24 protein-coding genes are annotated in these 26,756 nt (G+C 64.8%); 13 read left to right on the plus strand and 11 right to left on the minus strand.

The window, feature by feature from the left end:
- Nucleotides 1–19: 19 nt before the first annotated feature.
- Entirely contained in the window at nucleotides 20–1,450 is a 1,431-nt protein-coding gene (gltX, locus tag BB934_RS27530; RefSeq protein WP_099512520.1) for a glutamate--tRNA ligase, read from the minus strand.
- A 220-nt stretch (nucleotides 1,451–1,670) separates the two neighbouring features.
- Here gltX and BB934_RS27535 point away from each other — a divergent pair, with 220 nt between their 5' ends.
- Nucleotides 1,671–3,932 (plus strand): ComEC/Rec2 family competence protein, encoded by a 2,262-nt coding sequence (locus tag BB934_RS27535; RefSeq protein ID WP_099512521.1) that lies wholly within the window; start codon nucleotides 1,671–1,673, stop codon nucleotides 3,930–3,932.
- Here BB934_RS27535 and lexA read toward each other — a convergent pair.
- Nucleotides 3,910–4,614 carry a transcriptional repressor LexA gene (gene lexA / locus BB934_RS27540; protein WP_099512522.1) on the minus strand — a complete coding sequence of 235 codons (705 nt, stop codon included), beginning with the start codon at nucleotides 4,612–4,614 and terminating at the stop codon, nucleotides 3,910–3,912. The genes BB934_RS27535 and lexA overlap by 23 nt on opposite strands.
- A 577-nt stretch (nucleotides 4,615–5,191) precedes the next feature.
- On the opposite strand from lexA, the gene BB934_RS27545 reads away from it, so the two are divergent.
- The gene (locus BB934_RS27545; protein WP_157934342.1) at nucleotides 5,192–5,764 is read left to right on the plus strand and encodes a hypothetical protein; all 573 of its coding nucleotides are present in this window, start codon (nucleotides 5,192–5,194) and stop codon (nucleotides 5,762–5,764) included.
- A 337-nt stretch (nucleotides 5,765–6,101) separates the two neighbouring features.
- Here BB934_RS27545 and BB934_RS27550 read toward each other — a convergent pair whose 3' ends face one another.
- Genes BB934_RS27550 through BB934_RS27580 form a run of 7 tightly spaced genes read right to left on the minus strand, consistent with a single transcriptional unit; the run spans nucleotide 6,102 to nucleotide 13,754 of the window.
- Nucleotides 6,102–7,358, minus strand: a complete 1,257-nt coding sequence (locus BB934_RS27550; protein WP_099512524.1) for a molybdopterin molybdotransferase MoeA — start codon at nucleotides 7,356–7,358, stop codon at nucleotides 6,102–6,104.
- Nucleotides 7,355–7,831: a cyclic pyranopterin monophosphate synthase MoaC gene (moaC, locus tag BB934_RS27555; RefSeq protein WP_099512525.1), complete on the minus strand. Its 477-nt coding sequence runs from the start codon at nucleotides 7,829–7,831 to the stop codon at nucleotides 7,355–7,357. Before moaC ends, BB934_RS27550 begins: the two co-directional genes overlap by 4 nt.
- On the minus strand, nucleotides 7,828–8,628 hold the full coding sequence (gene trpC / locus BB934_RS27560) for an indole-3-glycerol phosphate synthase TrpC (protein WP_099512526.1): 801 nt from the start codon (nucleotides 8,626–8,628) through the stop codon (nucleotides 7,828–7,830). The genes moaC and trpC overlap by 4 nt, the downstream gene beginning before the upstream one ends.
- An 11-nt stretch (nucleotides 8,629–8,639) precedes the next feature.
- Nucleotides 8,640–9,653 (minus strand): anthranilate phosphoribosyltransferase, encoded by a 1,014-nt coding sequence (trpD, locus tag BB934_RS27565; RefSeq protein ID WP_099512527.1) that lies wholly within the window; start codon nucleotides 9,651–9,653, stop codon nucleotides 8,640–8,642.
- A gap of 5 nt (nucleotides 9,654–9,658) precedes the next feature.
- On the minus strand, nucleotides 9,659–10,288 hold the full coding sequence (locus BB934_RS27570; RefSeq protein WP_099512528.1) for an anthranilate synthase component II: 630 nt from the start codon (nucleotides 10,286–10,288) through the stop codon (nucleotides 9,659–9,661).
- Between the two features lie 58 nt (nucleotides 10,289–10,346).
- Nucleotides 10,347–11,867, minus strand: coding sequence for an anthranilate synthase component I (gene trpE / locus BB934_RS27575; protein WP_099512529.1), 1,521 nt, complete (start codon nucleotides 11,865–11,867; stop codon nucleotides 10,347–10,349).
- 3 nt (nucleotides 11,868–11,870) lie between these two features.
- Nucleotides 11,871–13,754 carry a SurA N-terminal domain-containing protein gene (locus BB934_RS27580; RefSeq protein WP_237050118.1) on the minus strand — a complete coding sequence of 628 codons (1,884 nt, stop codon included), beginning with the start codon at nucleotides 13,752–13,754 and terminating at the stop codon, nucleotides 11,871–11,873.
- Nucleotides 13,755–13,902: 148 nt separating this feature from the next.
- On the opposite strand from BB934_RS27580, the gene tpiA reads away from it, so the two are divergent.
- From tpiA to BB934_RS27605, 5 genes are all read left to right on the plus strand, one after another.
- A complete protein-coding gene (gene tpiA / locus BB934_RS27585; RefSeq protein ID WP_099512531.1) occupies nucleotides 13,903–14,670 on the plus strand; it encodes a triose-phosphate isomerase in 768 nt (255 codons plus the stop codon).
- Between the two features lie 270 nt (nucleotides 14,671–14,940).
- Entirely contained in the window at nucleotides 14,941–15,339 is a 399-nt protein-coding gene (secG, locus tag BB934_RS27590; RefSeq protein WP_099512532.1) for a preprotein translocase subunit SecG, read from the plus strand.
- A 105-nt stretch (nucleotides 15,340–15,444) separates the two neighbouring features.
- Complete coding sequence (locus BB934_RS27595) at nucleotides 15,445–17,073, plus strand: CTP synthase (protein WP_099512533.1); 1,629 nt, start codon at nucleotides 15,445–15,447, stop codon at nucleotides 17,071–17,073.
- A 345-nt stretch (nucleotides 17,074–17,418) separates the two neighbouring features.
- On the plus strand, nucleotides 17,419–18,282 hold the full coding sequence (locus BB934_RS27600; protein ID WP_099512534.1) for a VOC family protein: 864 nt from the start codon (nucleotides 17,419–17,421) through the stop codon (nucleotides 18,280–18,282).
- Between the two features lie 57 nt (nucleotides 18,283–18,339).
- On the plus strand, nucleotides 18,340–18,741 hold the full coding sequence (locus BB934_RS27605) for a DUF350 domain-containing protein (protein ID WP_099512535.1): 402 nt from the start codon (nucleotides 18,340–18,342) through the stop codon (nucleotides 18,739–18,741).
- A gap of 25 nt (nucleotides 18,742–18,766) precedes the next feature.
- Here BB934_RS27605 and BB934_RS27610 read toward each other — a convergent pair whose 3' ends face one another.
- Nucleotides 18,767–19,036 carry a transcriptional regulator gene (locus tag BB934_RS27610; RefSeq protein WP_099512536.1) on the minus strand — a complete coding sequence of 90 codons (270 nt, stop codon included), beginning with the start codon at nucleotides 19,034–19,036 and terminating at the stop codon, nucleotides 18,767–18,769.
- A gap of 240 nt (nucleotides 19,037–19,276) precedes the next feature.
- Here BB934_RS27610 and kdsA point away from each other — a divergent pair, with 240 nt between their 5' ends.
- Entirely contained in the window at nucleotides 19,277–20,122 is an 846-nt protein-coding gene (gene kdsA, locus BB934_RS27615) for a 3-deoxy-8-phosphooctulonate synthase (protein WP_099512537.1), read from the plus strand.
- Between the two features lie 222 nt (nucleotides 20,123–20,344).
- Nucleotides 20,345–21,514, plus strand: coding sequence for an MFS transporter (locus BB934_RS27620; protein ID WP_099512538.1), 1,170 nt, complete (start codon nucleotides 20,345–20,347; stop codon nucleotides 21,512–21,514).
- On the opposite strand, the gene queF is transcribed toward BB934_RS27620, so the two are convergent.
- A complete protein-coding gene (queF, locus tag BB934_RS27625; RefSeq protein ID WP_099512539.1) occupies nucleotides 21,499–21,948 on the minus strand; it encodes a preQ(1) synthase in 450 nt (149 codons plus the stop codon). The two genes, BB934_RS27620 and queF, sit on opposite strands and share 16 nt — an antisense overlap.
- A gap of 146 nt (nucleotides 21,949–22,094) precedes the next feature.
- Here queF and eno point away from each other — a divergent pair, with 146 nt between their 5' ends.
- The 4 genes from eno (at nucleotide 22,095) to BB934_RS27645 (ending at nucleotide 26,753) form a co-directional block, all read left to right on the plus strand.
- A complete protein-coding gene (gene eno / locus BB934_RS27630; protein WP_099512540.1) occupies nucleotides 22,095–23,378 on the plus strand; it encodes a phosphopyruvate hydratase in 1,284 nt (427 codons plus the stop codon).
- 315 nt (nucleotides 23,379–23,693) lie between these two features.
- A complete protein-coding gene (locus BB934_RS27635) occupies nucleotides 23,694–24,008 on the plus strand; it encodes an FtsB family cell division protein (RefSeq protein ID WP_099512541.1) in 315 nt (104 codons plus the stop codon).
- 172 nt (nucleotides 24,009–24,180) lie between these two features.
- The gene (gene pdhA / locus BB934_RS27640; protein WP_099512542.1) at nucleotides 24,181–25,242 is read left to right on the plus strand and encodes a pyruvate dehydrogenase (acetyl-transferring) E1 component subunit alpha; all 1,062 of its coding nucleotides are present in this window, start codon (nucleotides 24,181–24,183) and stop codon (nucleotides 25,240–25,242) included.
- A 65-nt stretch (nucleotides 25,243–25,307) separates the two neighbouring features.
- Nucleotides 25,308–26,753, plus strand: coding sequence for a pyruvate dehydrogenase complex E1 component subunit beta (locus BB934_RS27645; RefSeq protein ID WP_099512543.1), 1,446 nt, complete (start codon nucleotides 25,308–25,310; stop codon nucleotides 26,751–26,753).
- Nucleotides 26,754–26,756 lie beyond the last annotated feature (3 nt).

Below are 26,756 nucleotides of genomic sequence, written 5' to 3' on the forward strand. Positions count from 1 at the left end.
TAAAGGCGAGAAATGCTTGCTATGCGGCAGATGCATCCTTGAACTGGTCTCTCAAGCGCAACAGCGTTTCGTCCTTGCCCAGCACCGCCATCACATCAAAAAGACCCGGGGATGTCGCCCGCCCGGTGAGCGCCGCTCGAAGCGGCTGAGCCACTTGGCCGAGCTTGACCCCGATCGCCTCAGCATGCTCGCGGACCACCGCCTCCACGCTCTGCGCCGACCAGTCGGAAACGGCGTCGAGCTTTGCGTCGAGGCCGGCGAGGCGCGAACGGCCGTCCGCGAGGAGGCTCGCCGCTTTCTCGTCCGGATGCAGCGGGCGCTGGGCATAGAGGTAATAGGCGCTGTCGAGAAGCTCCACGAGCGTTTTGGCGCGCTCCTTCAGGCCGGGCATCGCCGCGAGTAGCTTCTCGCGCAGGGCCGGCTTGAAGGTGCGGCCGAGATGGTGCTCGTCCTTATCCAGTTCCGGCAGCAGATCTTCCAAAGCGCGCACCAGCCGCTCGTCGTCGGACTGGCGCATGTAGTGGCCGTTGATGTTCTCCAGCTTGGCGAAATCGAAGCGGGCGGGCGAGCGCCCGATGCTGCCGAGATCGAAGGCGTCGATCATCTCCTGGGTCGAGAAGATCTCCTGGTCGCCATGGCTCCAGCCGAGGCGCACGAGATAGTTGCGCAAGGCTTCTGGAAGGTAGCCCATGCTGCGATAGGCCTCGACGCCCAATGCTCCGTGACGCTTCGACAGCTTGGCGCCGTCCGGCCCATGGATGAGCGGGATATGCGCCATGGTCGGCACGTCCCAGCCGAGCGCCTGATAGATCTGCGTCTGGCGTGCGGCATTGGTGAGATGATCGTCGCCGCGGATCACATGGGTCACGCCCATGTCGTGATCGTCCACCACCACCGCAAGCATGTAGGTCGGCGTCCCGTCCGAGCGCAGGAGCACGAGATCGTCGAGATCCTTGTTCTGCCAGACCACGCGGCCCTGGACCTCGTCCTCGACCACCGTCTCGCCCTCTGTGGGCGCCTTCAGGCGGATGACGGGCTTCACGCCCGCCGGAGCCTCGGATGGGTCGCGGTCGCGCCAGCGGCCGTCATAGCGCAGGGGCTTACCTTCCTTGCGGGCGCTCTCGCGCATCTCCTCCAGCTCCTGCTGGCTGGCATAGCAGTAATAGGCGCGGCCCTGGGCAAGCAGGCTTTCGGCGACCTCCTTGTGCCGGCCAGCCCGGGAAAACTGGTAGATCGCGTCGCCGTCCCAATCCAGGCCGAGCCATGTCAGGCCATCGAGGATTGCGGCGATGGCGGAATTCGTGGAGCGTTCCCGGTCCGTGTCCTCGATACGCAGCAGCATCTTGCCGCCATGCCGCTTGGCATAGAGCCAGTTGAACAGGGCCGTGCGTCCCCCTCCAATATGCAGGAAGCCGGTGGGCGAGGGGGCGAAGCGGGTGACGACGGTCATCGCGGGAAACCTTGACTGAGGAATGTGAGGTCGCGCGGCGTATCCGGCCGCGGCGTCATCCGACTCAATCCATAGGGCGGTTTGGGCCGGAGAGTGCGGTGTTTAGCGCATCGTGCGGAAAAGTGGACCCGTTTTTCACTGGCGTGGCCCGCTGGGTCCGCAATGACGATGCGCCTGTCTATAGAATAGGCATCGGAACCCGCGTTAAGCCGAAGCGACGATGGAAGACACCCAGGCAAAGTCTCGCAGGATCCCGCATGCTTCGGCGCGGGCTGTGGCTTTGCCGCGGGCCTGGAGCGCCGGCATCGATTGGGGCCCTTTCGACGGGCGCGGCCGGCTCTCGCGGGCCATCGCCCGGGAGATCGAGCAGCGCCGGCTGTTCCCTTGGATCGCCGTGTGCTTCGGGATCGGCATCCTCCTGTTCTTCCAGGCCGACGGGACACCGGCCCTCTGGGCGCCCATTGGGGCGTTTGCGATCTCCTGCATCGGTGCCTTCGTCCTGCGCGGCCGCGTATGGGCGCTGTCCGCGACGATTGCCCTTGCCGCGATCTTTGCCGGTTTCGCTGCCGGCGCCATTCGGACCGGCAGCGTTGCCGCGCCCGTTCTCAACCGCGTCGTCATCGCGCCCCTCACGGGCTTCATCGATCGCGAGGAAGGGCAGCGGCTGCTCCTGCGGCTGGTTGAGCTGAAGGATGGCGCGCAAACCGAGCGGCCGCGTCTCGTACGCGTCTCGGTTCGTAAAGGGGCACAGCTTAGCGCAGGGCAGTTCGTTGCCGGCACCGCCCGACTGCTGCCGCCGCCCGAGGCCGCCTGGCCGGGTGGCTACGATTTTGCGCGCGACGCCTATTACAAGGGGATCGGGGCCGTGGGATCCATGGTCGGGCAGGTGCGGGTTCTCGAACCGGCCGTAAAGCCGGATTGGACCCTGCAGCTGGCGGCACAGGTCGACGCGGCGCGCAATGTGCTGACCCAACGCATTGCGTCCGCCATCGGCGGGCCGGCCGGCGGCGTCGGCGCGGCGCTCGTGACGGGCAAGCGCGGACTCATTCCGGAGCCCACGAACGACGTGCTGCGCGGAGCGGGCATCTATCACATCGTGTCGATCTCGGGGCTCCACATGGTGCTCGCGGCCGGCACGTTCTTCTGGCTGGTGCGCGCTCTTCTCGCTCTCGCACCGGCATTCGCCTTGCTCTGGCCGGTGAAGAAGATCGCTGCCGTCTCGGCCATGGTCGGTGCGACGGTCTACTGCATCTTTTCCGGTTCGGACGTTGCCACGGAGCGCTCCCTCGTCATGACCCTCGTGATGTTCGGCGCGATGCTCGTGGACCGGCCCGCCCTGAGCATCCGCAACCTGTCGATCGCGGCGCTCATCGTCCTTGCCCGCGAGCCGGAGGCCTTGCTGGGGCCGAGCTTCCAGATGTCCTTCGGCGCCGTTGCGGCGATGATGGCGCTCGTGCCGCTGATGCATCTGAAGGGCGAAAGCGGGCCCTCGGCCGTGCTCGAGCGGTCCTTAAAATGGAGCGGGCAGGCGCTGTTCGGATTGCTGATCACGACCTTGGTGGCGAGCCTGGCGACAGCACCTTTCTCGGCCTACCACTTCCAGAGCCTCAACCCTTACGGGCTTGTCGGCAACGCGTTGGCCCTGCCGCTCGTCTCGCTTGTCGTCATGCCCTCGGCGGTCCTCGGCGTGCTGGCCTATCCGTTCGGACTCGACAGGCCGGTCTGGCAGCTCATGGGAGCCGCCGTATCGCAGGTGCTCGAGGTGTCCGCCTGGGTGGGCAACTTCAGCGGATCGACGCTTGTGGTACCGGCTCTGAGCATCGGCGCGCTGGCGCTCCTGAGCCTAGCGCTGCTCGTGCTGACAATCCCGGCGTCCGCCCTGCGCTGGCTGGCCGTGCTCCCTGCGGGAGCGGGCCTCGTCATGGCTGCAACGCCGCCGCGCTACGACATCTTCGCTGACCGGGACGGGGCGGGCGCCGCCATTCGCAGCGCCGGCGGGCAACTCGCGCTGGTCGGCCGTCCGTCCGACTTCGTTGCCGAGCAATGGCTGCGCGCCGATGGAGATGATAGAAGCGTCGACGATGCGGGGCTCAGACAGGATTCCCGCTGCGATAGTGCCGGATGCGTCGTGATCGCCGGGGAGGGAAGGCGGATCGCCTTCGTGCAGGATTTCGCAGCCTTCGAGGAGGATTGCCGCCGCGCCGCTGTGATCGTCAGTCGGATTCAGGCGCCGCCGAACTGTTCGGTCAGCCTTCTGCTCGACCGCGATGCATTGAAGGAGCGTGGCGCCGTGACGTTGCGCTTCGGGACGCAAACCGTCGAGATCCTGTCGGTCCGGAAGGGGCGGGAAGTGCTGCCTCTGGTGACGGCAAACACCGCTCCACCCGCCGTCTTGCCCGCTCAGGACAGGCCGCGACACGCGCGGCCGGTTCCCGAGCAGGATTTCCCTGACGAGGATGTCAGTACCGGCGAACCAGACTGACGAGCTTGCCCTGGATCTTGACCCGGTCGGGGCCGAGCACGCGGGTCTCGTAGGCCTGGTTGGCGGCTTCCAGCGCGATCGACGAGCCGCGGCGGCGGAAGCGCTTCAAGGTCGCCTCCTCGTCGTCGATGAGCGCCACGATAATGTCGCCCGTATTGGCCGTGTCCTGGCGTTTGATCACCACGAGATCGCCGTCGAGGATGCCGGCCTCGACCATCGAGTCTCCGCGCACCTCCAGGGCGAAGTGATCGCCCTGCGAGAGGAAATCGCCCGACAGAGTGATCGAATGGCTCCGGGTCTGGATCGCCGAGATCGGCACGCCGGCCGCGATCCGGCCCATGACCGGGATCGACATTTCCCGGTCGCGCGGATCCGCCTGCGGCTGCGGCGCAGTCTTCGCCTTGCCGGCGAGACCGCCCTCGACCACGCTCGGGGTAAAGCGGCGCTGGCTGCCGGCGCCGCTGGTGCTCTCGGGCAGGCGGATCACCTCGAGCGCCCGGGCCCGATTGGGCAGGCGCCGGATGAACCCACGCTCCTCGAGCGCGGTAATGAGCCGGTGGATGCCGGATTTCGACTTGAGATCGAGCGCATCCTTCATCTCGTCGAAGGACGGTGGAACCCCGGTTTCACGCAGCCGCTCATGAATGAAGCGGAGCAATTCGTGCTGTTTACGCGTCAGCATGGCTGGCCCTTACTGCTCCACACGGGAGCGATTCTGAAACAAAGCAGGAACAAGGTAGCCGTTCTCGCTGTGTTCCGCAAGTGTGCCGCTAAGCTTCGGCGAAACCGACCTCGACGAAACTTGCGTGCTCCAGCCTCGATCGCCCCATGAGACGCGTCTGCTATGGACCTCCGACGAAGTCCAAGGTCATCCTGCGCTTATTCTCATGCAAATAATCCTACAACCCGGATTATTGCGATGAATGCGGAAGATATGGTGAGTATAATATAAATTTAATTCACTGCTCCTTACGAAAAGTAAGATCGAATAGGAATTGTCTGTCCTATGTGGGGACAATATTTCCTGCGAGCCTATATAAATAGATGGGACGTAGAATACAGGCTGGCATAATCTCTGATCTCGCTTTCGCTGCGATCGCGTTGCTGATCTTTCTGTGAAAGCGCGGAAAATTCGGCCTTTAACCGATAGCGTAAACCAAAAGTGAACTTTTGAGACTCGGAGGGTTGCTTTCCATCCCGCTTTGGTGCCATAAACGCTCTATTATAACGTTTAGTAACTACGATGAACGGAGATGAGCATGGCTGGCGGAGTGACTCCCTGGAACAATGCTTCATACATCAATCAGACTATTCAGACACAGTCTGGACCGGGCACGGCCGTCTCCGCAAACGGGAACTTTGTCAGCACTTGGACCGAGTATGATCCAGCACTGGGACGAACAGTAATCAAAGCCAAGGTGTTGGCCTTCGATGGTACGGTCGTCAGCGATACCCATGTCATCGCCAATCATGTCGGTCCTGCTCCTGCCGGCGGCTGGCCGTCGAATGCATCTGTCACCGCATTGGCCAACGGCAATTTCGTCATCAGCTATCAAGCCGGAACCGAGACGAATGGCGCGATCTATACGGCCATGTTGGATAGCTCGGGAGCAGTGATCTTCTCCCAGCGTCAGGTCAATGCATCCTCAGGCGCCTTGCAAGATGCTAGAACAATACCGCTCAACGGCGGCTACATGGTCATCTGGGAAGCCAATGGCAACATAATGTCCCAGAAGTTCGACTATGCTGGAAATCTCGTCGAATTCGAAACTCGGGTGAATACAGCTGCTACTTCCTGGATGGTACCGCCGGTAGGAACAGCGCCATTATAAGTGAACCCAGTACCGATGAAATTAATCGTGTAGCCGTTGATCGGGTTTGTCAGCGTGAAAATGTTGGCGTTCGAAGTGCCCTGAGCAACGGCGCCGACGAGAATCTCATCGAGAGAAAGGTTGGGAAAGTTACCGTACGTGAAAGCAGTCATGAAGCCCCCTCGCAGCCTGACTTTCAGGCTACATCTATAATGCAATATAGTATTATTTCATATGCCCGGGCAAACGTCTATTGAGAGGGTAAGCGACAAAAAATCCATGAGCGGGCGAGCATAAATTTGCCTTCCCAACTGAAGAGCGACCGCAGCAAAGTAGCTTGGCAATTTAGCCAGCTGGTCTAACAAAACCGTTCCAACCGGATGATCCGGCAGGGCTCGCCGGCTGTCGCCGCAGGAGCGTGGGGCGGGCGGACGAGGAGGGCGTCGGAACGCTCCAGGATGCTCAGCATGGACGAATCCTGCATGAGGTGCGGTGTCGCAACCGGGAGCATGACACGCTCGCTGCCCTTGGCGAGGCTCAGAGGCACGTCCTTGAGGGCGAGCGAGGCGCGCATGTAGTCCTGCCGCTCCCGGTTCGGGGGCAGGTCGGCGCCCAGAATCGCGTCCTCCGTGGGATCGTCCGCGGCGCGCTGGTCGCCGAGGAGGGCGCGGATCGCCGGGATCAGGAAGAGAACGGCGCAGACGAGCGAGGACACCGGATTGCCGGGAAGGCCCAGCAGCAGCGTCTCGCGGAGGCGTCCGTGCATGAGCGGCTTTCCGGGCCGCAGGGCTACGCGCCAGAAGCCGAGATCCATGCCTTGGCGGCTCAGGGCTTTTTGCACCAGATCGTGCTCGCCGACCGAGGCGCCGCCCAGGGTGACGAGGATGTCGGCCTCCGCATCCCTTGCCGCCTGGATGCGCTCGTCGAGGGATTCGAGCGTGTCCCGGGCAATGCCGAGATCGATGGCCTCGGCACCGGCCTTCGTGGCCATCAGCAGAGTGGCGGGAAGGCTCGAGGCCGTAATCTGGTCCGGCCCTACGGGCTCGCCCGCCCGCACCAGCTCGTCGCCCGTGGCGAGGACGGCGACCTTAGGCCGGCGGCGGACATCGAGCGTGCCGTGCCCCATGGCGGCGGCAAGCGCGATATGGCGCGAATCCAGACGAAGGCCTGCCTGCAGGAGCACGTCGCCGGCGCGGAAGTCGAGACCGGCGGCGCGGATATGGCGATCGGCGCGAGCCGCCTCCTTCACCGTCACCCGGTCGCCGGAGAGCTCCGTGTCCTCCTGCAGCACCACCGCATCGGCGCCATCCGGAACGGGCGCCCCGGTGAAGATCCGCACGGCCTCCATGGCTCCGACCGTTCCCGTGAAGCGGGATCCGGCCGCGCTGGTGCCGATCACATGAAGGGTTGTCGGAACCTGAACGCAGTCGGCGCTGCGCACCGCATAGCCATCCATGGCGGAAGCCGGAAAGGGCGGCTGGTCGCGCAGGGCGCCGACATCTTCGGCGAGGGTGCGGCCGGCGCTGGCGGCGAGGGGGGCAGCCTCGATCCCGAGCGGCGTCGCGACATTCGCCAGCACGCGGGAGAGGGCATCCTCGACCGATATCAGGCTCATGGCGCCTCAAAGTCTCCCGAGCGGCCGCCGCTCTTGCGGCACAGACGGACGCTCTCGATCCGCATGCCCTTATCCGCGGCCTTCACCATATCGTAGATCGTCAGGCAGGCGACGGACACGGCGGTCAGAGCCTCCATCTCGACGCCCGTCTGGCCGGACACCTTCACCTCCGCCGTCACCCGAACGCCGGGAAGGCTTTCGTCGAGGGCGCAATCGACCTTCACCTTCGAGATCAGAAGCGGGTGGCACAGGGGAATGAGTTCGTGCGTGCGCTTGGAGGCCATGATCCCGGCAAGCCGCGCCGTGCCGAGCACGTCGCCCTTCTTGGCGTCGCCTTGGCGGATCAGGCTCAATGTCTCCGGCCGCATGATCACGCATCCTTCCGCTATCGCGGTGCGGCTGGTGACATCCTTCTCCGAGACGTCGACCATGTTGGCCTCGCCCGCCGCATCGAGATGCGTGAGCGTCGTCATGCGGCTTCGCCGAACAGGAGCTTGCGGGTGGCCGCCGCCACATCCGCCTGCCGCATCAGGCTCTCGCCGACCAAGAACGTGCGGATGTCCACCTTCGTCAGGCGCTCGATATCCCCAAGCGTGAAAATCCCGCTCTCGCCGACGACGATGCGGTCGGAGGGGATCAGGGGCGCCAGCTCTTCACTGACGCTAAGCGAGACCTCGAAGGTGCGAAGATTCCGGTTGTTGATGCCGACCAGCTTGGTGTTGAGAGGCAGGGCGCGGTCCAGCTCCGCCCGGTCGTGCACCTCGACCAGCACGTCCATGCCGAGGTCGTGAGCGGTGTCGATCAGCGCGCGGGCCTCCTCGTCGGAGACGCTCGCCATGATCACGAGGATGCAGTCGGCGCCCCAGGCGCGGGCCTCGTAGACCTGATAGGGCTCGAACAGGAAATCCTTGCGCAGGGCGGGTAAGCCGGATGCCTCGCGGGCCTGGGCGAGGTATTCGGGCTTGCCCTGGAACGAGGGCTCGTCGGTGAGAACGGAGAGGCACGTGGCGCCGCCCTCCGCATAGGCGCGTGCGAGGCTTGGCGGATCGAAATCGGCGCGGATCAGGCCCTTCGAGGGGCTGGCCTTCTTCACCTCCGCAATGAGCGCGGGCCGTCCTTCATCGAGATGCCGCTCGATGGCTTTCGCGAAACCGCGCGGAGGCGAGGCCGCACGCGCGCGGCGCTCGATCTCGGCCTGCGGGATCGCGGCTTTTGCGGCTGCGATCTCCCGGCGCTTATAGGCCTCGATCTTGCTGAGAACGTCGCTCATGACAATCCCGCTCAGGCATTCGAGGTTTTGACGAGACGCTCGAGGGTCGCCTTGGAGGCGCCGCTGTCGAGAGCCCGCGACGCACGGTCGAGACCATCGCGCAGGTTCGCAGCCTCGTCCGCGATGACGAGGGCCGCAGCCGCGTTGAGCAGAGACACGTCGCGATAGGGCGTGCGGGTTCCGTCCAGAACGGCGCGCAGCTGCGCCGCATTGTGTTCCGGATCGCCGCCGCGAAGCTCGTCCAGGGTAACGGTCGGAAGGCCGACCTCCTCGGGCGTCACGGTGAAACGCCGGACCGCGCCGTTCTCCAGGGCCGCCACGAAGGTCGGGCCGGTCGTGGTCATCTCGTCGAGCCCGTCGGAGCCGTGCACGGTCCAGACTTTTTCGGAACCTAGTTCCTTCAGAACCTGCGTGAGCGGTTCGATCCAAGCCTCTGAGAACACGCCGAGAAGCTGGCGCTTGGCGCCGGCCGGATTGGCGAGCGGGCCGAGCAGATTGAAGATCGTGCGCGTGCCCAGCTCGACGCGGGTGGGAGCCACGTGGCGCATGGCCGCGTGATGGGTCTGGGCGAACATGAAGCACAGCTTGGTCTCGTTGAGGCAGCGCCCCAGATCCTCCGGAGCGAGCCCGAGCTTCACGCCGAGCGCCGAGAGCACATCCGCGGTTCCGGATTTCGAGGACGCCGCGCGATTTCCGTGCTTGGCGACGGGAACGCCGCAGGAGGCTACGATGATCGAGGCGAGCGTCGAGATGTTGTAGCTGCCCTTGTGGTCGCCGCCGGTTCCGACGATGTCGATCGCCTTGTCCGGCGCATTGACCCGCAGCATGCGTCCGCGCATGGCCGTGACCGCGCCGACGATCTCGTCGAGGGCCTCGCCGCGCACCCGCAGGGCCATCAGGAAGGCGCCGCCCTGGGCGGGGGTGACCTCGCCGGAGAGCAGGTCGTCGAAGGCATCCCGTGCCTCCTCGCGGGTGAGCGATGCGCCCGTGGCGACCTTGGCGAGGTAGGACTTGAAGGATTCCATCTTTCTTACAATCCTGCTTGGGCGGCCGGGCCGCCGGTCGCGCGGTGCCTGGCATTCCAGTCCGCTGCGAGTTCGAAGAAATTGCGCATGATCGTCACCCCGTGCTCCGACAGGATGCTCTCGGGGTGGAACTGCACCCCATGGATCGGCAGCGAGCGATGCGACAGACCCATGACGAGACCGTCCGACGTCTCGGCCGTGACGAGCAGATCGTCGGGGCAGGTTTCGCGATCCACGATCAGCGAATGGTAGCGGGTCGCCTTGAACGGGCCGTTGATGCCGCGAAAAACCGTCTGACCCCCGTGCTCGACATCCGAGACCTTTCCGTGCATCGGCATCGGCGCCCGCGAGACCGTGCCGCCGAACACCTGGCCGATGGCCTGCAGCCCGAGGCAGACGCCGAAGGTCGGGATGTCGGGGGAGGCGCGCTTCACCAGATCGAGGCAGATCCCTGCCTCGTTGGGCGTGCACGGGCCGGGAGAAAGCACGATGGCATCCGGCGGATGGCTCAGCACCTCGTCGGTCGTGATCGCATCGTTGCGCACCACGTCGACGGAGGTGGCAAGGGGACCTAGCAGATGCACCAGGTTCCAGGTGAAGCTGTCGTAATTGTCGATGACGAGAACGCGGGTCATGGCGCGCCGACGTTCGCGTAAGCGGCGGCCCCGGTCAAGGGAAGCGTTTCGAACGGTGTCACTGCCCGACCCTCGCCTGGCTTGCGAAACGCACCGCCTCCTCCGCCGCGCGGAACAGCGCCTTAGCCTTGTTGATGCATTCCTGCTGCTCGGAGGCCGGATCGGAATCGTAGACGATGCCGGCGCCGGCCTGGACCGCCATGCGGCCGTCCTTCACCACGGCGGTGCGCAGCACGATGCATGTATCCATCTCGCCGTTGGCGCCGAAATAGCCGATGCAGCCGGCGTAGGGACCGCGCTTGTCCTTCTCCAACTCGTCGATGATCTGCATGGCGCGCACCTTGGGCGCTCCCGAGACCGTGCCGGCCGGAAAGCCCGCTACGAGCGCGTCGAGGGCGTCGAAGCTCGGGTCGAGCCGTCCCTCAACGTTCGAGACGATGTGCATCACCTGGCTGTAATATTCGAGGAAGAACGAATCCGTGACCTGCACGGAACCCATCTCGGCTACGCGGCCGACATCGTTGCGCCCGAGATCGAGCAGCATCAGGTGCTCGGCGCGCTCCTTCTGGTCCGCGAGCAGGCTTTCCGCGTGGGCCCTGTCCTCGGCGGCCGTCGCGCCGCGTGGGCGGGTGCCGGCGATGGGGCGGATCGTGACCTTGCCGTCGCGCATGCGGACCAGGATCTCCGGCGAGGAGCAGACGATCTGGAAATCCTCGAAGTCGAGATAGCAGAGGAAGGGAGCCGGATTGACCCGCCGCAAGGAGCGGTAGAGCGCGAAGGCGGGCAGGGGGAAAGCGGCCTCGAAGCGCTGGGACAGCACAACCTGGAAGATGTCGCCGGCGCGGATGTAGTCCTTGGCCCTCGCGACCATCGCCTCGAATTCCGCGGGCGTCGTGTTCGAGACCGGCGGCTCGAAATGGATCTGCGTCGGATCGCTGCGGTCGTCCATCGGCAACGGGCGCTCGAGCGCCGCCGTCACCTCGTCGAGGCGCGAGAGCGCGGTCTCGTAGGCCGCCTTGGCCGAGGTGCCTCCTTGCGGGCGCACGGGCGTTATGAGCGAGATCTCGTCCTTCACCGCATCGAACACCACCATCACGGTGGGGCGGATCAGGATCGCGTCCGGGACCTGCAGCACATCCCGATTGGGTTCGGGCAGCCGCTCCATGAGGCGCACCATGTCGTAACCCAGATAGCCGAAGAGCCCCGCCGCCATCGGTGGCAGATCGTCGGAAAGGGGCAGGGCGCTTTCCTGGATCAGCGCGCGCAGGCTCTCCAGGGGCGGGTGCTTGTCCACCTGGAATTCCTGCATGCGGCTCAAGGCATGCCGGTCGATCGAGGCGACACCGTCCTGGCAGCGCCAGACGAGGTCGGGATCGAGCCCGATCATAGAGAAGCGGCCGCGGGTCGCGCCTCCTTCGACGGACTCGAGCAGGAAGGCCGAACCTTTCCGCTCGTGCCGCAGCTTCAGGAAAGCCGCGACCGGCGTCAGCAGATCGCCCACAAGGGTCGCTCGCAGAACGCCGGCCTCGCCAGCCTCGTAGGCCGTGGCGAAGGTGTCGAAATCGGGCGCGATCGTCATGGCCTACAATTCGCCGCCGGTCGCCTGCCTCAGGGCCTGCTGGTTGATCGTCACGCCGAGATCCTGGCGCACCCGGGCGATGTACTGGCTGATCAGGTCGTCGCCGAAGCCGGTGCGGAGCTGGTTCTCGACGTTCTGGGCCGCCTGCGTCGTGGTGACCAGCGGCGGCACCGTGGCGGCCGTCACCTTGAACACCGCGCGGGAATCCGCCCCGTTCGCGGCATTGCCTGCCTTGCCCACGGGCACCGCGAAGATGCGGTTGACCGCCTCGGCCGCGAGATCGTCCTTCGCGGTGTTGCGGGCCAGGTCCGTGGCATTCACGACGGAGGCGCCGGCTTCCTGCGCCACTGCCTCGATGGCCTCGCCCTTGTCGAGACGCTCGGTCATCAGCCGGGCCTTCTCCGACAGGCGCTGGGCGACCTGATCCTCGCGCCACCGGGCGGCGACCTGATCGCGCACCTCGTCGAGGTTCTTTTCGCGCGAAGCCTCGATGCCGGTCACGTCGTACCAGACATAGCCGGTGCCTGTGCGCAGCGCTTCGTTATCGACGCCGATATCGGAGGCGAAGGCGGCTTTCACCACCGGGTCCTTCTCGGGGATGTTGACCGGGTTGCCGGCCTTGTCGAGGCCGCTGGAATCCACGGCCGGGACCTGGATCAGGGTCAGGCCCTTCTCCTTGGCGATATCAGCCAGCGGCTTGGCGCCGGCGCGCAGATCCTCGATCTCGTCGTGGATCCGCTCGATCTGCCCCTGGGCGCGCTGCACGGCGAGGCCCTGGCGAAGCTCCGCGGCAACCTCCTCGAAGGGGCGCACGGCCTCTGGCTGGATCTGGGTGACGCGCACCAGCACCGGCCCGAACCGGCCGGTGACCGGCGCGCTCGTCGCGCCCTGCTCGAGAGCGAAGGCCGCGTCGGCCACGGCCTGATCGAGCATCTCCGCCTTGGTGAAGGTGCCCAGATCAAGGCTTCCCGGAGAGACGTTGCGCTCGGCGGCAAGCGCCTCGAAGGTCGTGCCTTCCTTCAGCTTGGCGGCCGCAGCCTCGGCCTCGGCCGGCGACGGGAAGGTGATCTGCTGGATCGTGCGGCGCTCGGGCGAGCCGTACCTGGCCTTCTGCTGCTCGTAAGCCTGGCGGGCATCCGCATCGGACACGGTGTCAGGCTTGGCAAGCGCTGCCGCATCGAGGGCCATGACGCTGACGGCCCGGTATTCCGGCGCGCGGAACTCGCTCCGGCGCTCGTTGAAGAAGCTCTGAAGCTGTTCGGGCGTGGCGGCGGGGATCTCGCCGGCCGCAGCCTGGTTGAGCAGGACGTAGGAGGCGGCGCGGCGCTCGCTGGCATAACGATGCATGGCCTCCTTCGCGGCCACCGGCACATTGATGTCGCCGGCGATCGCCTCGGCGAGGTGCAGGCGGGCCATGGCGGCGCGCTGCTCCTGCACGAAGCCCGCCTCGGAAATGCCGACATTGCGCAGGGCCTGATCGAAGAGCCCCCGGTTGAACTGGCCGTCGGCGCCCTTGAAGGTCGGATTGTTCATGATCGAGGCGGCGACGAGCTGGTCCGAGACGGAGAGCCCCATCTGCTTGGCCTGCTCCGCCAGAACCGCCTCGGTCACCAGATTGTTGACCACCTGCTGGTCGAGGCCGAACGTCCGGGCCTGTTCCGCGGTGATGACGGTGCGGAACTGGCGCCCAAGGCGCTGCATCTCGTTGGTATAGGCGTTGCGCACCTGATTGACCGAGATGCTGGTGCTGCCCACCTCCGCCACCGTCGAGGCGGGCGTCACCCGGAAGATGTCGCCGATGCCCCAGATGGCGAAGCTGACGATGAGAGCGCCGAAAAAGATCGTGGCGATGGCTTTGCCGACCGCGGTCTGCCCAGCCTTGCGCATGTTCCGAAGCATCGTGAACCCGTTTCCCAAAAACTCGTTAAACCTGCCGATAAACGATCAGCGCCTCTACGAAAAGGGCAAGTCTGGTTGAAAGAGGGCGTAAGCCTCTGCTAGTGCCAACTTATCAAGCGTGACAGGAGTGCCTCACATGAGCGTCGATAGGCCGCGCCCGCTGGTTGCGGGCAACTGGAAGATGAACGGGTTGAAGAGCTCGGCCAAGGTGCTGGAGGAGATCCATGCCGGATACACGCCCGGCCTGAAGGCCAAGGTGGAGCTGGCAATCTGCCCGCCGGCGACGCTGATCGGCCTGCTTGCCAAGCGCGCCATCGGCTCGCGCATCGCCATCGGCGGTCAGGATTGTCACGCCAAGGAATCGGGCGCCTATACCGGCGACCTCTCGGCCGAGATGCTGGCCGATGCAGGCGCGGCCTATGTGCTCGCCGGCCATTCCGAGCGGCGGCAGTACCATAAGGAAAAGGACGTGGATGTCTGCGCGAAGGCGGTCGCCGCGCACCGGGCGGGCCTCACGGCCATCGTCTGCGTCGGCGAGACCCGGGAAGAGCGCGAATCCGGCAAGACCCTCAGCGTGGTCCGCAAGCAGCTGCGCGGCTCGATCCCGGTCGATTCGAACAGCCACAACCTCGTGGTGGCCTATGAGCCGGTCTGGGCCATCGGCACCGGCCTGACTCCGACCGTGGCGGACGTGGCGGAGGTCCATGCCCTGATCCGCGACGAGCTGCGCCGCCTCGTCGGCAAGGCCGATGCAGCCCGGGTCCGCATCCTCTATGGGGGCTCCGTGAAGCCCTCGAACGCGGCCGAGCTGATGGCGGTCGAGAACGTCAACGGCGCCCTGGTCGGCGGCGCGAGCCTCGTCGCAGCCGATTTCCTGGCGATTGCCGGGGCTTATCTGGGGTAAATTGTCCGCTACTGTCATCCCGGGGCCGCGCAGCGGAGCCCGGGATCCATAGCCGCTGACAGCACAGAAAAACGCGCCACGCTGATCGCCCCTTTTTGAGACGGCGTGGTTATGGATCCCCGCCTTCGCGGGGATGACAGGGGAGCGCTTCAACAAAAGCGCCCTTGCGGGTCTTTGATCCTGCGCCCACCTATGCTACAGGCCGCCGCAACGAACGGATTGCGAGCGGCTGACGCCTTGTGCGCAGCCGCTTGAGGTTTTTGGAAAACGATGCAAACAGTTCTCATCATTGTCCACCTGATCATCGTGCTTGCCCTGATCGGCGTGGTTCTGCTGCAACGCTCCGAGGGCGGTGGCATGGGTCTCGGCGGCAGCGGAGGCGGCGGCGTGTCCGGCTTCATGACCGGTCGCGGGCAGGCCAACGCACTTACCCGCGCGACGGCGATCCTGGCGGCACTTTTCTTCGTGACGAGCATCGCGCTCACCGTGATGGCGACCTCGACGCGTGCTCCTCGCTCGATTCTCGATGGCGCCGCTCCGGCGCCGGGCCAGCAGGCGCCGGCGGCTCCGCAGGGCGGCAACGTCCTCGAGCAGCTGCAGCGGCTCCAGGGCGAGCAGCCGGCGGCTCCGGCTCCCGGCGCTCCGGCACCGGCAGCGCCTCAGCAGTAAACGATACCAGGGCCGGACCTTCCGGCCCTCTCTTTTTGTGGATGGCTTTCGGGTGGTCCGGTTCGCGATTGCGAATCGGCCCCCGATGTTTATGGATAGGGGTCCATGACGCGGTACGTATTCATCACCGGCGGCGTGGTGTCTTCGCTCGGCAAGGGACTGGCTTCGGCGGCCCTGGGAGCGCTTCTCCAGGCACGCGGCTACAAGGTCCGGCTTCGCAAGCTCGACCCATATCTCAACGTCGATCCGGGGACGATGAGTCCCTACCAGCACGGCGAGGTCTTCGTGACCGACGACGGCGCTGAGACCGATCTGGATCTCGGACATTACGAGCGCTTCACCGGCGTTCCGGCCACCAAGGCCGACAACATCACCACCGGGCGCATCTATCTCGACATCATCACCAAGGAACGGCGCGGCGATTATCTCGGCGCCACGATCCAGGTGATCCCGCACGTCACCAACGCCATCAAGGACTTCGTTCTCACCGGCAACGAGGGCTTCGATTTCGTCCTGGTCGAGATCGGCGGCACGGTCGGCGACATCGAGGGCCTGCCGTTCTTCGAGGCGATCCGCCAGCTCGGCAACGATCTCGAGCGGGGGCAGGCGATCTATGTCCACCTGACGCTGCTGCCATTCATCCCGTCCGCCGGCGAGCTGAAGACGAAGCCGACCCAGCATTCCGTTGCGGAGCTGCGCTCCATCGGCATCCAGCCCGACATCCTGCTCTGCCGCACCGACCGCGAGATCCCGAAGGACGAGCGCCGCAAGCTCGCCCTGTTCTGCAACGTGCGCGAGACGGCGGTGATCGAGGCGCGGGACGCCCGCTCCATCTACGACGTGCCGCTGGCCTATCATCAGGCCGGGCTCGACAGCGAGGTCCTGGCGGCCTTCGGTCTCGACACGGCTAAGGTGCCGAACCTGTCCCGCTGGACCAAGATCTCCGAGCGCGTGCACAACCCCGAGGGCGAGGTCACCATCGCCGTCGTCGGCAAGTACACGGGCCTGAAGGACGCCTACAAGTCGCTCATCGAGGCCCTGCACCACGGCGGCATCGCCAACCAGGTCAAGGTGAACCTGGAATGGATCGAGAGCGAGATCTTCGAGCATGAGGATCCGGCCCCGTTCCTGGAGGGCATTCACGGCATCATGGTTCCCGGCGGCTTCGGCCAGCGCGGCGCCGAGGGCAAGATCCGGGCGGCCCGCTTCGCCCGCGAGCGCAAGGTGCCGTATTTCGGCATCTGCTTCGGCATGCAGATGGCCGTCATCGAGGCGGCGCGCTCGCTTGCCGGCATCCAGGATGCAAGCTCCACCGAGTTCGGCCCGACCTCCGAGCCGGTCGTCGGCCTGATGACCGAATGGCTGCGCGGCAACGAGCTCGAGAAGCGCACCTCCAGCGGCGATCTCGGCGGCACCATGCGGCTCGGCGCCTATCAGGCGAGCCTCGAGCCCGGCAGCAAGGTGGCGGAGATCTATGGCGGCACGGAAATCTCCGAGCGCCATCGCCATCGCTACGAGGTCAACATGACCTATCGCGACAAGCTCGAAGGGAAAGGCCTGCGATTCTCCGGCGTCTCGCCCGACGGCGTGCTGCCCGAGATCGTCGAATACGAGAACCATCCCTGGTTCATCGGCGTCCAGTATCACCCCGAGCTGAAGTCGCGCCCCTTCGAGCCGCATCCGCTCTTCAAGAGCTTCATCCACGCGGCCGTGGAGCAAAGCCGGCTGGTTTAGGCGTCCATGCTGCCACACTGCCACGTCATCACCGGCCTTGTGCCGGTGATTTTCGTTTTGAGTGGCAGTTCGGCTTTTTCGCCTCATGAAAGTATGGCGTTATTTCCCTCCCCCTTGTGGGGAGGGTCAGGGTGGGGGTGTGGGCGATAGCCGATCAGGCTCTGGCGCCAACACCCCCACCTCCAACTCCTCCCCTCAAGGGGGAGGAGGGGCGCCCAACTCGCGGCAGGCCGAAGACAAGTCTCGGGCTAGCAGAGACTTATGGGAAGGAGGACGACAGGAGCACATATTGGCCAAACCCGACTTCCTGCCTAAGTCTATGCTCTCGTCACAGGAAAGAGCTCGATGACCCGCCGGATCGATCATCTCGTCGTTGCCGTTCGCGATCTCGACGAAGCCGGAAGCTTCTATCGGCGTCTGGGATTCCAGGTCGGAGCGCGCAATCGGCATCCGTGGGGCACCGAAAACCGGCTCGTGCAATTCTCAGGCTCCTTCATCGAGCTGATCACGGTGGGCGAGGGCGCCGCCATCGCCCCTCACCAGGCCAGCGCCTTCAGCTTCGGCGCCTTCGTCAAGGATTACCTGCTGGATCGCGAGGGGCTGGCCATGCTCGTCCTCGACAGCCAGGACGCCAAGGCCGATGCGGCCGTGTTCTCCGAGAAGGGCATCGGGTCCTTCGAGCCCTTCCACTTCGAGCGCAGCGGCCGCCGCCCTGACGGCAGCGAGACGAAGGTCGCCTTCACCCTGGCTTTCGCCTCGGCACAGAATTCTCCCAAGGCCGGCTTCTTCGTGTGCCAGCAGCACTACCCGGAGAATTTCTGGAATCCGGAATTCCAGCGCCACGACAACAGGGCGTCCCGCATTTCGTCCGTGACCCTGGCGGCCCCGGACCCGGACCGGTTCCGCAGCTTCCTGACAGCGTTCACGGGGGTGCAGTCGTCGAGCCCGGATGGGGACGATTCGTCTTTCCGACTGGGCGAGGATCGCATCGACGTGCTGACGCCCGACGATGCCGCGGAGATCTACGGCTCGGTCGAGGCGGAGATGGAGGAGCCGTCCTTCGTGGCTTTCGCCGTTCGGGTCGACGACATCCACCGCCACGCGAACTGGCTGGATGCGGCGGAGATTCCCTATCAGCATATCGGCACGAGGCTCATCGTGCCGGCCAGTGCCGCCTTCGGCGTCGCAATCGCGTTCGAGCCAACGTAATATTAACCATACCGCCCTATACGATGAGAAAACATCGATCGTGTGGGGGACCGGACCATGGCTTCATCTCTTGCGGGCTTGCCCGACTTCCTGATCTTCTTCGTGCTCGCGGTTGCACTGGTCGGCCTCTATCTCGCGATCTACACGCTTGCGACCATGCACAACGAGTTCGCCCTGATCCGTGACAACGTGATCTCTGCCGCGACCGCTCTCGGCTTCAGCCTCGTCGGCTTCGCCCTGCCGGTCGCAAGCGCGATCGTGCATGCCCAGACCATCATCGATTGTCTCGTCTGGGGCTTGGTGGCGCTTGCCGTGCAGATCCTGGTCTACTGGCTCGTGCGCATCGTCATGCCGAATCTGTCCCACCGCATCGCCTCGGGCGAGATGGCGGCAGCGCTCTTCCTCGGCGCCGCCTCGCTTGCCGCCGGGATCATCAACGCTTCGGCGATGACATTCTGAGACGGCAAGCGACGCCGATTATCGTTTAGACCATCTCCTCGACCAGCCGTGCGAATTGCAGGGTTTCCGCGCGCATCCCGTGCGGCACCATCGCCGGGTTCCTGTGCCGGATCGCGTGGATCATGGCGATCCGCTCGATGGCCCGGAGATAGAGGTCCGGGATCTCGATCTCGCCCCACTCGAACGCCTGATAGTCGCGCAGGCTGATATCGACCTCGTGCGCCATCCGGCTCTGCGTGAAACCCAGCGCTGTTCGCAACGCGACCAGTTCCTGCGTCTTGTCGTACTCGGACATGAAAGCGCTCCTCCCGCGCTGATCGGTGCAATCAACCCCCGATCCGGATCGTATTCAGGCAAATTTTCTTAAGTTGTTCTTGCCCGAGATGCCGGATCTTCTAGTGACCTAAAGTAAGCTTGTCGGGCCTGCAAAGAAAACGCCTCCTTGCAAGCGTGGTTAAGAACGCCGGAAGCAAGACGGGCGCGGCACGGCACATCGCCACTTTGCCTTTGCACTCAAAAAGGCTAGTGACGGCGCATGACCGATATCCATCAGACCCAAGCCGTCGTCGAGGCCGGTTCCGTCCGCTTCGGCAATCATCTGCCGCTCAGCATCATCGCCGGGCCGTGCGCCATGGAAAGCCGCGATCACGCGCTCGAAATGGCTGCGGCCCTCAAGGAGATCGCGGGCAGGGTGGGCCTCGGCCTCGTCTACAAGTCGTCCTTCGACAAGGCGAACCGGACCTCGATCTCCAGCGCCCGCGGCATCGGCCTCGACAAGGCGCTGTCCATCTTCGCGGAGGTGAAGGAGAGGTTCGACCTGCCGGTGGTCACCGACGTGCACAAGAACGATCAATGCGCCCCCGTGGGCGAGGTGGTCGACATCCTCCAGATCCCGGCCTTCCTGTGCCGTCAGACCGACCTTCTGGTCGCTGCCGCCAGGACCGGCCGGGTGGTGAACGTGAAGAAGGGGCAGTTCCTGGCGCCATGGGACATGGCCAATGTCGCCGCCAAGGTGACGGGGGCCGGCAATCCGAACGTCATGCTCACCGAGCGCGGCGCCTCGTTCGGCTACAACACCCTCGTCTCCGACATGCGCTCCCTGCCGATCATGGCCGAGACCGGCGCCCCGGTGATCTTCGACGCGACGCATTCGGTGCAGCAGCCCGGCGGCAAGGGCGCCACCTCCGGCGGCCAGCGCGAATACGTGCCGGTTCTCGCCCGCGCGGCGGTCGCAGTCGGCGTGGCGGGCGTCTTCATCGAGACGCACCAGGATCCCGACAAGGCCCCCTCCGACGGCCCCAACATGGTGCCGCTGAAGGAGCTGGAAGGGCTGCTTCGCCAATTGAAGGCGTTCGATGCGCTGGCGAAGGGGCGCAATTAAGAATTAGCCTCTCACGTCATGGCCGGGCTTGTCCCGGCCATCTCGATTGGAAGGACACTGGGTTTCACTTATCGAGATCACCGGACGAGGCCGGTGATGACGGGCGAGAGTGTCCCCACCATGTCCTGGGAAGACGGTAGGCTTGCGTTCACAGCCGTTCCGGAACGGCACGGTCATGATAGGAAGCAATGCACCTGTCGCGGCCCCAATCGTTAGGATGCCATGTCCTCCCGCAATCTGATCCTGATCCTCGCCACCAGCGGCTTTGCGAGCACCTTTTCCGGCCGCGCGGTCGAGCCCATGGTCGGGGTCATCGCCCGGGACCTGAGCTCGACGCCGCAGACCATCGCGCTGCTCTCGGCAGCTTTCGCGCTGCCCTATGCTTTCATCCAGCCGGTGCTGGGTCCCGTCGGCGACGCGCTCGGCAAGGAGCGCGTCATGAAGGTGGCGCTCCTGATCCTGTTCCTGGCGCTCGCCTGCTCGATCTTCGCGCCCAATGCGGCGACGCTGTTCACCCTTCGCATCATCGCCGGCGCCGCCGCCGGAGGGGCGATCCCCCTCTCGATCGCCCTGATCGGCGATCGGGTCGACATGGCCGGGCGCCAGGTGGCGCTCAGCCGCTATCTCGTGGCGGTCATCGTCGGACAGCTTGCCGGCTCCTCCTTTGCTGGATTGCTGTCGGAGCTGATCGGCTGGCGCGGCGTCTTCACCCTGTCCGCCACCATGGTCGCCCTGTCTCTTGCCGCCACCATCATCGGCTTCCGCGGGGCGCTTCCCGGCGGCCGGTTCGACCTCTCGAGCGCCCTCCGGCGCTATCGCGAAATCCTGTCGAACCCCCGCGCGCTCACCCTGTTCAGCCTCGTGTTCGTCGAGGGCATCGCGATCTTCGGCATCTTCCCTTACGTGGCGCCGCTGCTCGAGGAACGCGGCGGGGGCGGACCGGCGAAGGCCGGCTTCGCCATCGGCGGATTTGCCGTCGGGGGCCTCATTTATTCCGCGCTCGTGACCTGGATGCTCAGACGCCTCGGCATCGGCAAGATCCTGGCAGGCGGCGGACTCTTCGCCGGTGCCGCGCTGATCATTCTGGGACTCGGCGGCGACTGGAAGCTCGATGCGGCAGCCCTGCTGCTCATGGGCCTCGGCTTCTACATGCTCCACAACACCTTCCAGGCTCAGGTGACCGAGGTGGCGCCGGGAGCGCGCGCCTCGGCCGTGGCGCTCCACGCCTTCTCGTTCTTCTCCGGCCAGGCGCTGGGCGTCATCCTGATGGGCTTCGGCCTGCATTCCGTCGGCCTAACCGGGGCCACCACGATGGCGGCCCTGATCGTCATGGGCGTGGGCCTGGTCGCATCCTACGTCCTGACCCGGCCGGCCTCTCAGCGCGCCCGGTAGGGCGCGACGCCCTGGTCGGGCAGCCACAGATTCTTCGGCAATTCGCCCGTCTGCCAGAATACGTCGATGGGGATGCCGCCGCGCGGATACCAATAGCCGCCGATGCGCAGGTAGCGCGGCTCCAGCAGGTCCGCGAGGCGCTTGCCGATGGCGACCGTGCAATCCTCGTGGAAGGCGCCGTGGTTGCGGAAGCTGTGCATGTAGAGCTTCAGGGACTTGGATTCGACGAGCCAGGGACCCGGCACGTAGTCGATCACCAGAATCGCGAAATCCGGCTGTCCGGTGACCGGGCAGAGCGAGGTGAATTCCGGCACGGTGAAGCGCGCGAGGTAATCCGTGTCCGGATGCGGGTTCGGCACCCGGTCGAGCTGCGCGGTTTCCGGAGAATCGGGGAGGGCGCTGGCGTGCCCGAGCTGAAGGGTGGTTTCCGTCATCTGGATTTGACCTTGGATTGATACGGGGAAAGCTCTTGCCGTCCTTGCTCACCCGGTCATTTCGGTCAATAAGCCAATCCATGACGTGAGGCCGCACCCGGCGCCCGGACTGCGCCGGATGCACTTCAGCCAGCAGGAGCCTGCTCATGACAGCGATTATCGACGTTTTCGCCCGCCAGATCCTCGACAGCCGGGGCAATCCCACCGTCGAGGTGGATGTGACCCTCGAAGACGGCTCCATGGGCCGCGCCGCGGTGCCCTCCGGCGCCTCCACCGGCGCCCACGAGGCGGTCGAGCTGCGCGACGGCGATAAGTCGGTCTATCTCGGCAAGGGCGTGCTCAAGGCCGTCGATGCGGTCAACAACGAGATCCTCGACGCCATCGGCGGCATGGACGCGGAAGAGCAGGTCGCCATCGACGAGACGATGATCGAGCTCGACGGCACGCCGAACAAGGCCCGGCTCGGCGCCAACGCCATTCTCGGCGTGTCGCTGGCGGTGGCGAAGGCTGCAGCCGACGCGTCGACCCTGCCGCTCTATCGCTATGTGGGCGGCACGCAGGCCCGTGTCCTGCCGGTGCCGATGATGAACATCATCAATGGCGGCGCCCACGCGGACAACCCGATCGACTTCCAGGAATTCATGATCCTCCCGGTCGGCGCGCCGACGCTCTCGGAGGCCGTGCGCATGGGCGCCGAGGTGTTCCACACCCTGAAGAAGGCGCTGAAAGATGCCGGCCACAACACCAATGTGGGCGACGAGGGCGGCTTCGCCCCGAACCTGCCGAGCGCGGAGGCTGCTCTCGACTTCATCATGAAGTCCATCGAGCAGGCCGGCTACAAGCCCGGCAAGGACATGGTGATCGGCCTCGACTGCGCCGCCACCGAGTTCTTCAAGAAAGGCTCTTATGTCTATGAAGGCACCGGCCAGAAGCTGAACCCGCAGCAGCAGGCCGAATACCTCGCGAAGCTCGTCTCCGCTTATCCCATCGCGACGATCGAGGACGGCATGTCCGAGGACGACTGGGAAGGCTGGAAGGCGGTGACCGATCTCATCGGCGACAAATGCCAGCTCGTGGGCGACGATCTCTTCGTCACCAACGTGACCCGCCTCTCGGAGGGCATCAAAAAGGGCGTCGCCAATTCGCTGCTCGTGAAGGTGAACCAGATCGGCTCGCTCACCGAGACGCTCGCCGCCGTCGATATGGCCCACCGCGCCGGCTACACCGCCGTCATGTCTCACCGCTCGGGCGAGACGGAGGATTCCACCATCGCCGACCTCGCGGTCGCCACCAATTGCGGACAGATCAAGACCGGTTCGCTCGCCCGTTCGGACAGACTGGCCAAGTACAACCAGCTCATCCGCATCGAAGAGGAACTCGGCCCGCAGGCGAAATACGCCGGACGCGCGGCGCTGAAGGCGCTGGCTTGAATTCAAGTTTCATCGATGAGCGAGAAAGCCGCCGTGAGGCGGCTTCTTCTTTGCGCGCTTTCCCTCCCCCTTGCGGGGAGGGGCAGGGGTGGGGGTGGTGCGACTGCGCGAGAAAGTGACCGAACGGGGCGCTGGTTCACCTCTCCAAACGCGGGAGGGGACGCGCTGTATTCGCCTAGCGGACTTTCGATGAAGCGGGGAGCATCGACTTTGCGACCCCCACCCTCGATCCCTCCCCGCAAGGGGGAGGGAAGATTAGCGGCTGCACCCAATCCCTAACCGCTTTTTAACCATGCCGCCGTAAGACTCATCCCCATGGTGATCCGCAGACGCGCACGACGCTTTTTGATTCCGCTGATGCTCTACGGCATCTCCGCGGCCGTAGCTGCATACTTCGTGCATCATGCACACAGCGGTGCGCGCGGCATCGAGGCCCGCCATCAATATGAAACACAGGTCGCCGAACTTTCTGCCGAGTTCGACGGTTTAAAGACTCAACGCTCCGACTGGGAGCGTCGCATCGCGCTGCTTCGGAGCGATCAGATCGACCGCGATCTGCTCGAGGAGAGAGCGCGCGTAATGTTAGGTCGTGTCCATAAGAACGACCTTGTGATCATCACCGGACCATAATTAACAATAACTTAAAAGTTCTGCTTAACTCAAATCGAGTTAACTTGAAATAAGGTAGTTGAATCAGCTACTTGCACATTTCATTGTGCACCGCAAAAGCGTATTTGGCCTACTCGATTTCCGATTCCGACTGCGCTACAACTTTCGTCGAGGAAACCCTTCGGAGGACCCGATGGCTGTTGCTGCCCGCAAGGCGGGCCGTGTCGGTGCAGGCACGGCTAACAAGACCACTTCCACAAAAGGCTCCACGCGCGGAGCTGCTCTCAACACCCCACAATTCGACAAGAACCAGGACCTTTCGGCCTACAACGAGATGCTTCTGATCCGGCGCTTCGAGGAGAAGTCGGGCCAGATGTACGGCATGGGCCTGATCGGCGGTTTCTGCCATCTCTACATCGGCCAGGAAGCCGTCGTCGTCGGCATGCAGATGGCGACGAAGGAGGGCGACCAGGTGATCACGGGTTACCGCGATCACGGTCACATGCTCGCCTGCGGCATGGATGCGAAGGGCGTCATGGCCGAATTGACCGGACGCCGCGGCGGCCTGTCGAAGGGCAAGGGCGGCTCCATGCACATGTTCTCCAAGGAGAAGCATTTCTATGGCGGCCACGGCATCGTCGGCGCCCAGGTGTCGCTCGGCACCGGCATCGCCTTCGCCAACCATTACCGCGAGAACGGCAATGTCTGCCTGACCTATTTCGGTGACGGCGCCGCCAACCAGGGTCAGGTCTACGAGAGCTTCAACATGGCGCAGCTCTGGAAGCTGCCCGTGATCTACGTGATCGAGAACAACCGTTATGCCATGGGCACGGCGGTGAGCCGCGCCTCGGCGCAGACCGATTTCTCGAAGCGCGGCGTGTCGTTCGGCATTCCCGGCGAGCAGGTCGACGGCATGGATATCCGTGCGGTCTATGCCGCCGGCCAGCGCGCCATGGAGCATGCCCGCTCCGGCAAGGGCCCGTACATCCTCGAGATGCAGACCTACCGCTATCGCGGCCACTCCATGTCCGATCCGGCGAAGTATCGCACCAAGGACGAGGTGGCCCGCATGCGCGAGGAGCACGATCCGATCGAGCAGGTGCGCCGCCGTCTCTTGGAGAGCTGGAAGATGTCGGAAGACGAGCTGAAGGCCATCGACAGCCGGGTGCGCGAGATCGTCAACGAGGCGGCGGAGTTCGCCACGCACGATCCCGAGCCCGATCCGTCCGAGCTCTACACGGATATTCTCCTGTAAGCGGTGCTTCTCAAGCACCGTCTTTCCCGAATCTCGCCGCTGCGACAATCGAAACGAGTCTTTTAATGGCGATCGATATTCTCATGCCTGCCCTCTCCCCCACCATGGAGCAGGGCAAACTGGCCAAGTGGCTGAAAAAAGAGGGCGATCAGGTCAAGCCCGGCGACGTGCTGGCCGAGATCGAAACCGACAAGGCGACCATGGAGGTCGAGGCCATCGACGAGGGCGTTCTCGCCAAGATCCTGGTCTCCGACGGCACCGACAATGTGGCCGTGAACACCCCCATCGCGATTCTTGCGGGCGAGGGTGAGGACGTGTCCACGGCAGCCGCAAAGGCTCCGTCGGCACCGGCCCCTTCGTCTCAGCCGGCGCCGACGCCGGATGCGCAGGCCGAAGGGCTCGCGGATCGCCCGTCGCCGGACTCGATACCCGGCACAGATGCGGCGCCGGTTGCGGAGCCCGCGGCTCCCTCGGTGATCACGAACCGCACCTCTTACGACGCCATGGCGGAAATCCCGGAGGGCACGGAGCTGGTCAACATGACCGTTCGCGAAGCCTTGCGGGATGCCATGGCCGAGGAGATGCGCAAGGACGGCAACGTCTTCGTGATGGGCGAGGAGGTCGCCGAGTACCAGGGCGCCTACAAGGTGACGCAAGGCCTGCTGCAGGAATTCGGCGCCAAGCGCGTCATCGACACGCCGATCACCGAACACGGCTTTGCCGGCGTCGGCGTCGGCGCGGCCTTCACCGGCCTGCGCCCGGTCGTGGAGTTCATGACCTTCAACTTCGCCATGCAGGCGATCGACCAGATCATCAACTCGGCGGCCAAGACCCTCTACATGTCCGGCGGCCAGCTCGGAGCTCCCATCGTGTTCCGCGGCCCCAATGGCGCTGCGGCCCGCGTCGGTGCGCAGCACAGCCAAGACTTTGCCGCCTGGTATTCGCAGGTTCCGGGTCTCAAGGTCGTTTCACCGTATACCGCTTCCGATGCGAAGGGGCTTCTCAAGAGCGCCATCCGCGATCCGAACCCGGTGGTCTTCTTGGAGAACGAGATTCTCTACGGCCAATCCTTCCCGGTACCGAAGCTCGACGACTTCACGGTGCCGATCGGCAAGGCGCGCATCCACCGCGAGGGCAAGGACGTCACCATCGTCTCGTTCTCCATCGGCATGACCTACGCTCTCAAGGCCGCTCAGGAACTGGAGAAGGAGGGGATCCAGGCCGAGGTCATCGACCTGCGCACGATCCGTCCGCTTGACACCGACACCATCGTCGCTTCGGTCATGAAGACGGGCCGCTGCGTCACGGTGGAAGAGGGCTATCCGCAATCGGGCGTCGGCGCCGAGGTTGCCATGCGCATCATGGAGAACGCGTTCGACTATCTCGATGCGCCCGTGGTCCGCGTGACCGGCAAGGACGTGCCCATGCCCTATGCGGCGAATCTCGAAAAGCTCGCGCTCCCGTCGGTCGCGGAAGTGGTGCAGGCGGCGAAGGCCGTTTGCTACAGGTGACAT

The sequence above is a fragment of the Microvirga ossetica genome, assembly GCF_002741015.1.
Taxonomy (GTDB): domain Bacteria; phylum Pseudomonadota; class Alphaproteobacteria; order Rhizobiales; family Beijerinckiaceae; genus Microvirga; species Microvirga ossetica.

Coding starts and splice junctions, on each gene's coding strand:
- gltX (WP_099512520.1), bottom strand. CDS start 1,450: ATGACCGTCGTCACCCGCTTCGCCCCCTCGCCCACCGGCTTCCTGCAT.
- BB934_RS27535 (WP_099512521.1), top strand. CDS start 1,671: ATGGAAGACACCCAGGCAAAGTCTCGCAGGATCCCGCATGCTTCGGCG.
- lexA (WP_099512522.1), bottom strand. CDS start 4,614: ATGCTGACGCGTAAACAGCACGAATTGCTCCGCTTCATTCATGAGCGG.
- BB934_RS27545 (WP_157934342.1), top strand. CDS start 5,192: ATGGCTGGCGGAGTGACTCCCTGGAACAATGCTTCATACATCAATCAG.
- BB934_RS27550 (WP_099512524.1), bottom strand. CDS start 7,358: ATGAGCCTGATATCGGTCGAGGATGCCCTCTCCCGCGTGCTGGCGAAT.
- moaC (WP_099512525.1), bottom strand. CDS start 7,831: ATGACGACGCTCACGCATCTCGATGCGGCGGGCGAGGCCAACATGGTC.
- trpC (WP_099512526.1), bottom strand. CDS start 8,628: ATGAGCGACGTTCTCAGCAAGATCGAGGCCTATAAGCGCCGGGAGATC.
- trpD (WP_099512527.1), bottom strand. CDS start 9,653: ATGGAATCCTTCAAGTCCTACCTCGCCAAGGTCGCCACGGGCGCATCG.
- BB934_RS27570 (WP_099512528.1), bottom strand. CDS start 10,288: ATGACCCGCGTTCTCGTCATCGACAATTACGACAGCTTCACCTGGAAC.
- trpE (WP_099512529.1), bottom strand. CDS start 11,867: ATGACGATCGCGCCCGATTTCGACACCTTCGCCACGGCCTACGAGGCT.
- BB934_RS27580 (WP_237050118.1), bottom strand. CDS start 13,754: ATGCGCAAGGCTGGGCAGACCGCGGTCGGCAAAGCCATCGCCACGATC.
- tpiA (WP_099512531.1), top strand. CDS start 13,903: ATGAGCGTCGATAGGCCGCGCCCGCTGGTTGCGGGCAACTGGAAGATG.
- secG (WP_099512532.1), top strand. CDS start 14,941: ATGCAAACAGTTCTCATCATTGTCCACCTGATCATCGTGCTTGCCCTG.
- BB934_RS27595 (WP_099512533.1), top strand. CDS start 15,445: ATGACGCGGTACGTATTCATCACCGGCGGCGTGGTGTCTTCGCTCGGC.
- BB934_RS27600 (WP_099512534.1), top strand. CDS start 17,419: ATGACCCGCCGGATCGATCATCTCGTCGTTGCCGTTCGCGATCTCGAC.
- BB934_RS27605 (WP_099512535.1), top strand. CDS start 18,340: ATGGCTTCATCTCTTGCGGGCTTGCCCGACTTCCTGATCTTCTTCGTG.
- BB934_RS27610 (WP_099512536.1), bottom strand. CDS start 19,036: ATGTCCGAGTACGACAAGACGCAGGAACTGGTCGCGTTGCGAACAGCG.
- kdsA (WP_099512537.1), top strand. CDS start 19,277: ATGACCGATATCCATCAGACCCAAGCCGTCGTCGAGGCCGGTTCCGTC.
- BB934_RS27620 (WP_099512538.1), top strand. CDS start 20,345: ATGTCCTCCCGCAATCTGATCCTGATCCTCGCCACCAGCGGCTTTGCG.
- queF (WP_099512539.1), bottom strand. CDS start 21,948: ATGACGGAAACCACCCTTCAGCTCGGGCACGCCAGCGCCCTCCCCGAT.
- eno (WP_099512540.1), top strand. CDS start 22,095: ATGACAGCGATTATCGACGTTTTCGCCCGCCAGATCCTCGACAGCCGG.
- BB934_RS27635 (WP_099512541.1), top strand. CDS start 23,694: ATGGTGATCCGCAGACGCGCACGACGCTTTTTGATTCCGCTGATGCTC.
- pdhA (WP_099512542.1), top strand. CDS start 24,181: ATGGCTGTTGCTGCCCGCAAGGCGGGCCGTGTCGGTGCAGGCACGGCT.
- BB934_RS27645 (WP_099512543.1), top strand. CDS start 25,308: ATGGCGATCGATATTCTCATGCCTGCCCTCTCCCCCACCATGGAGCAG.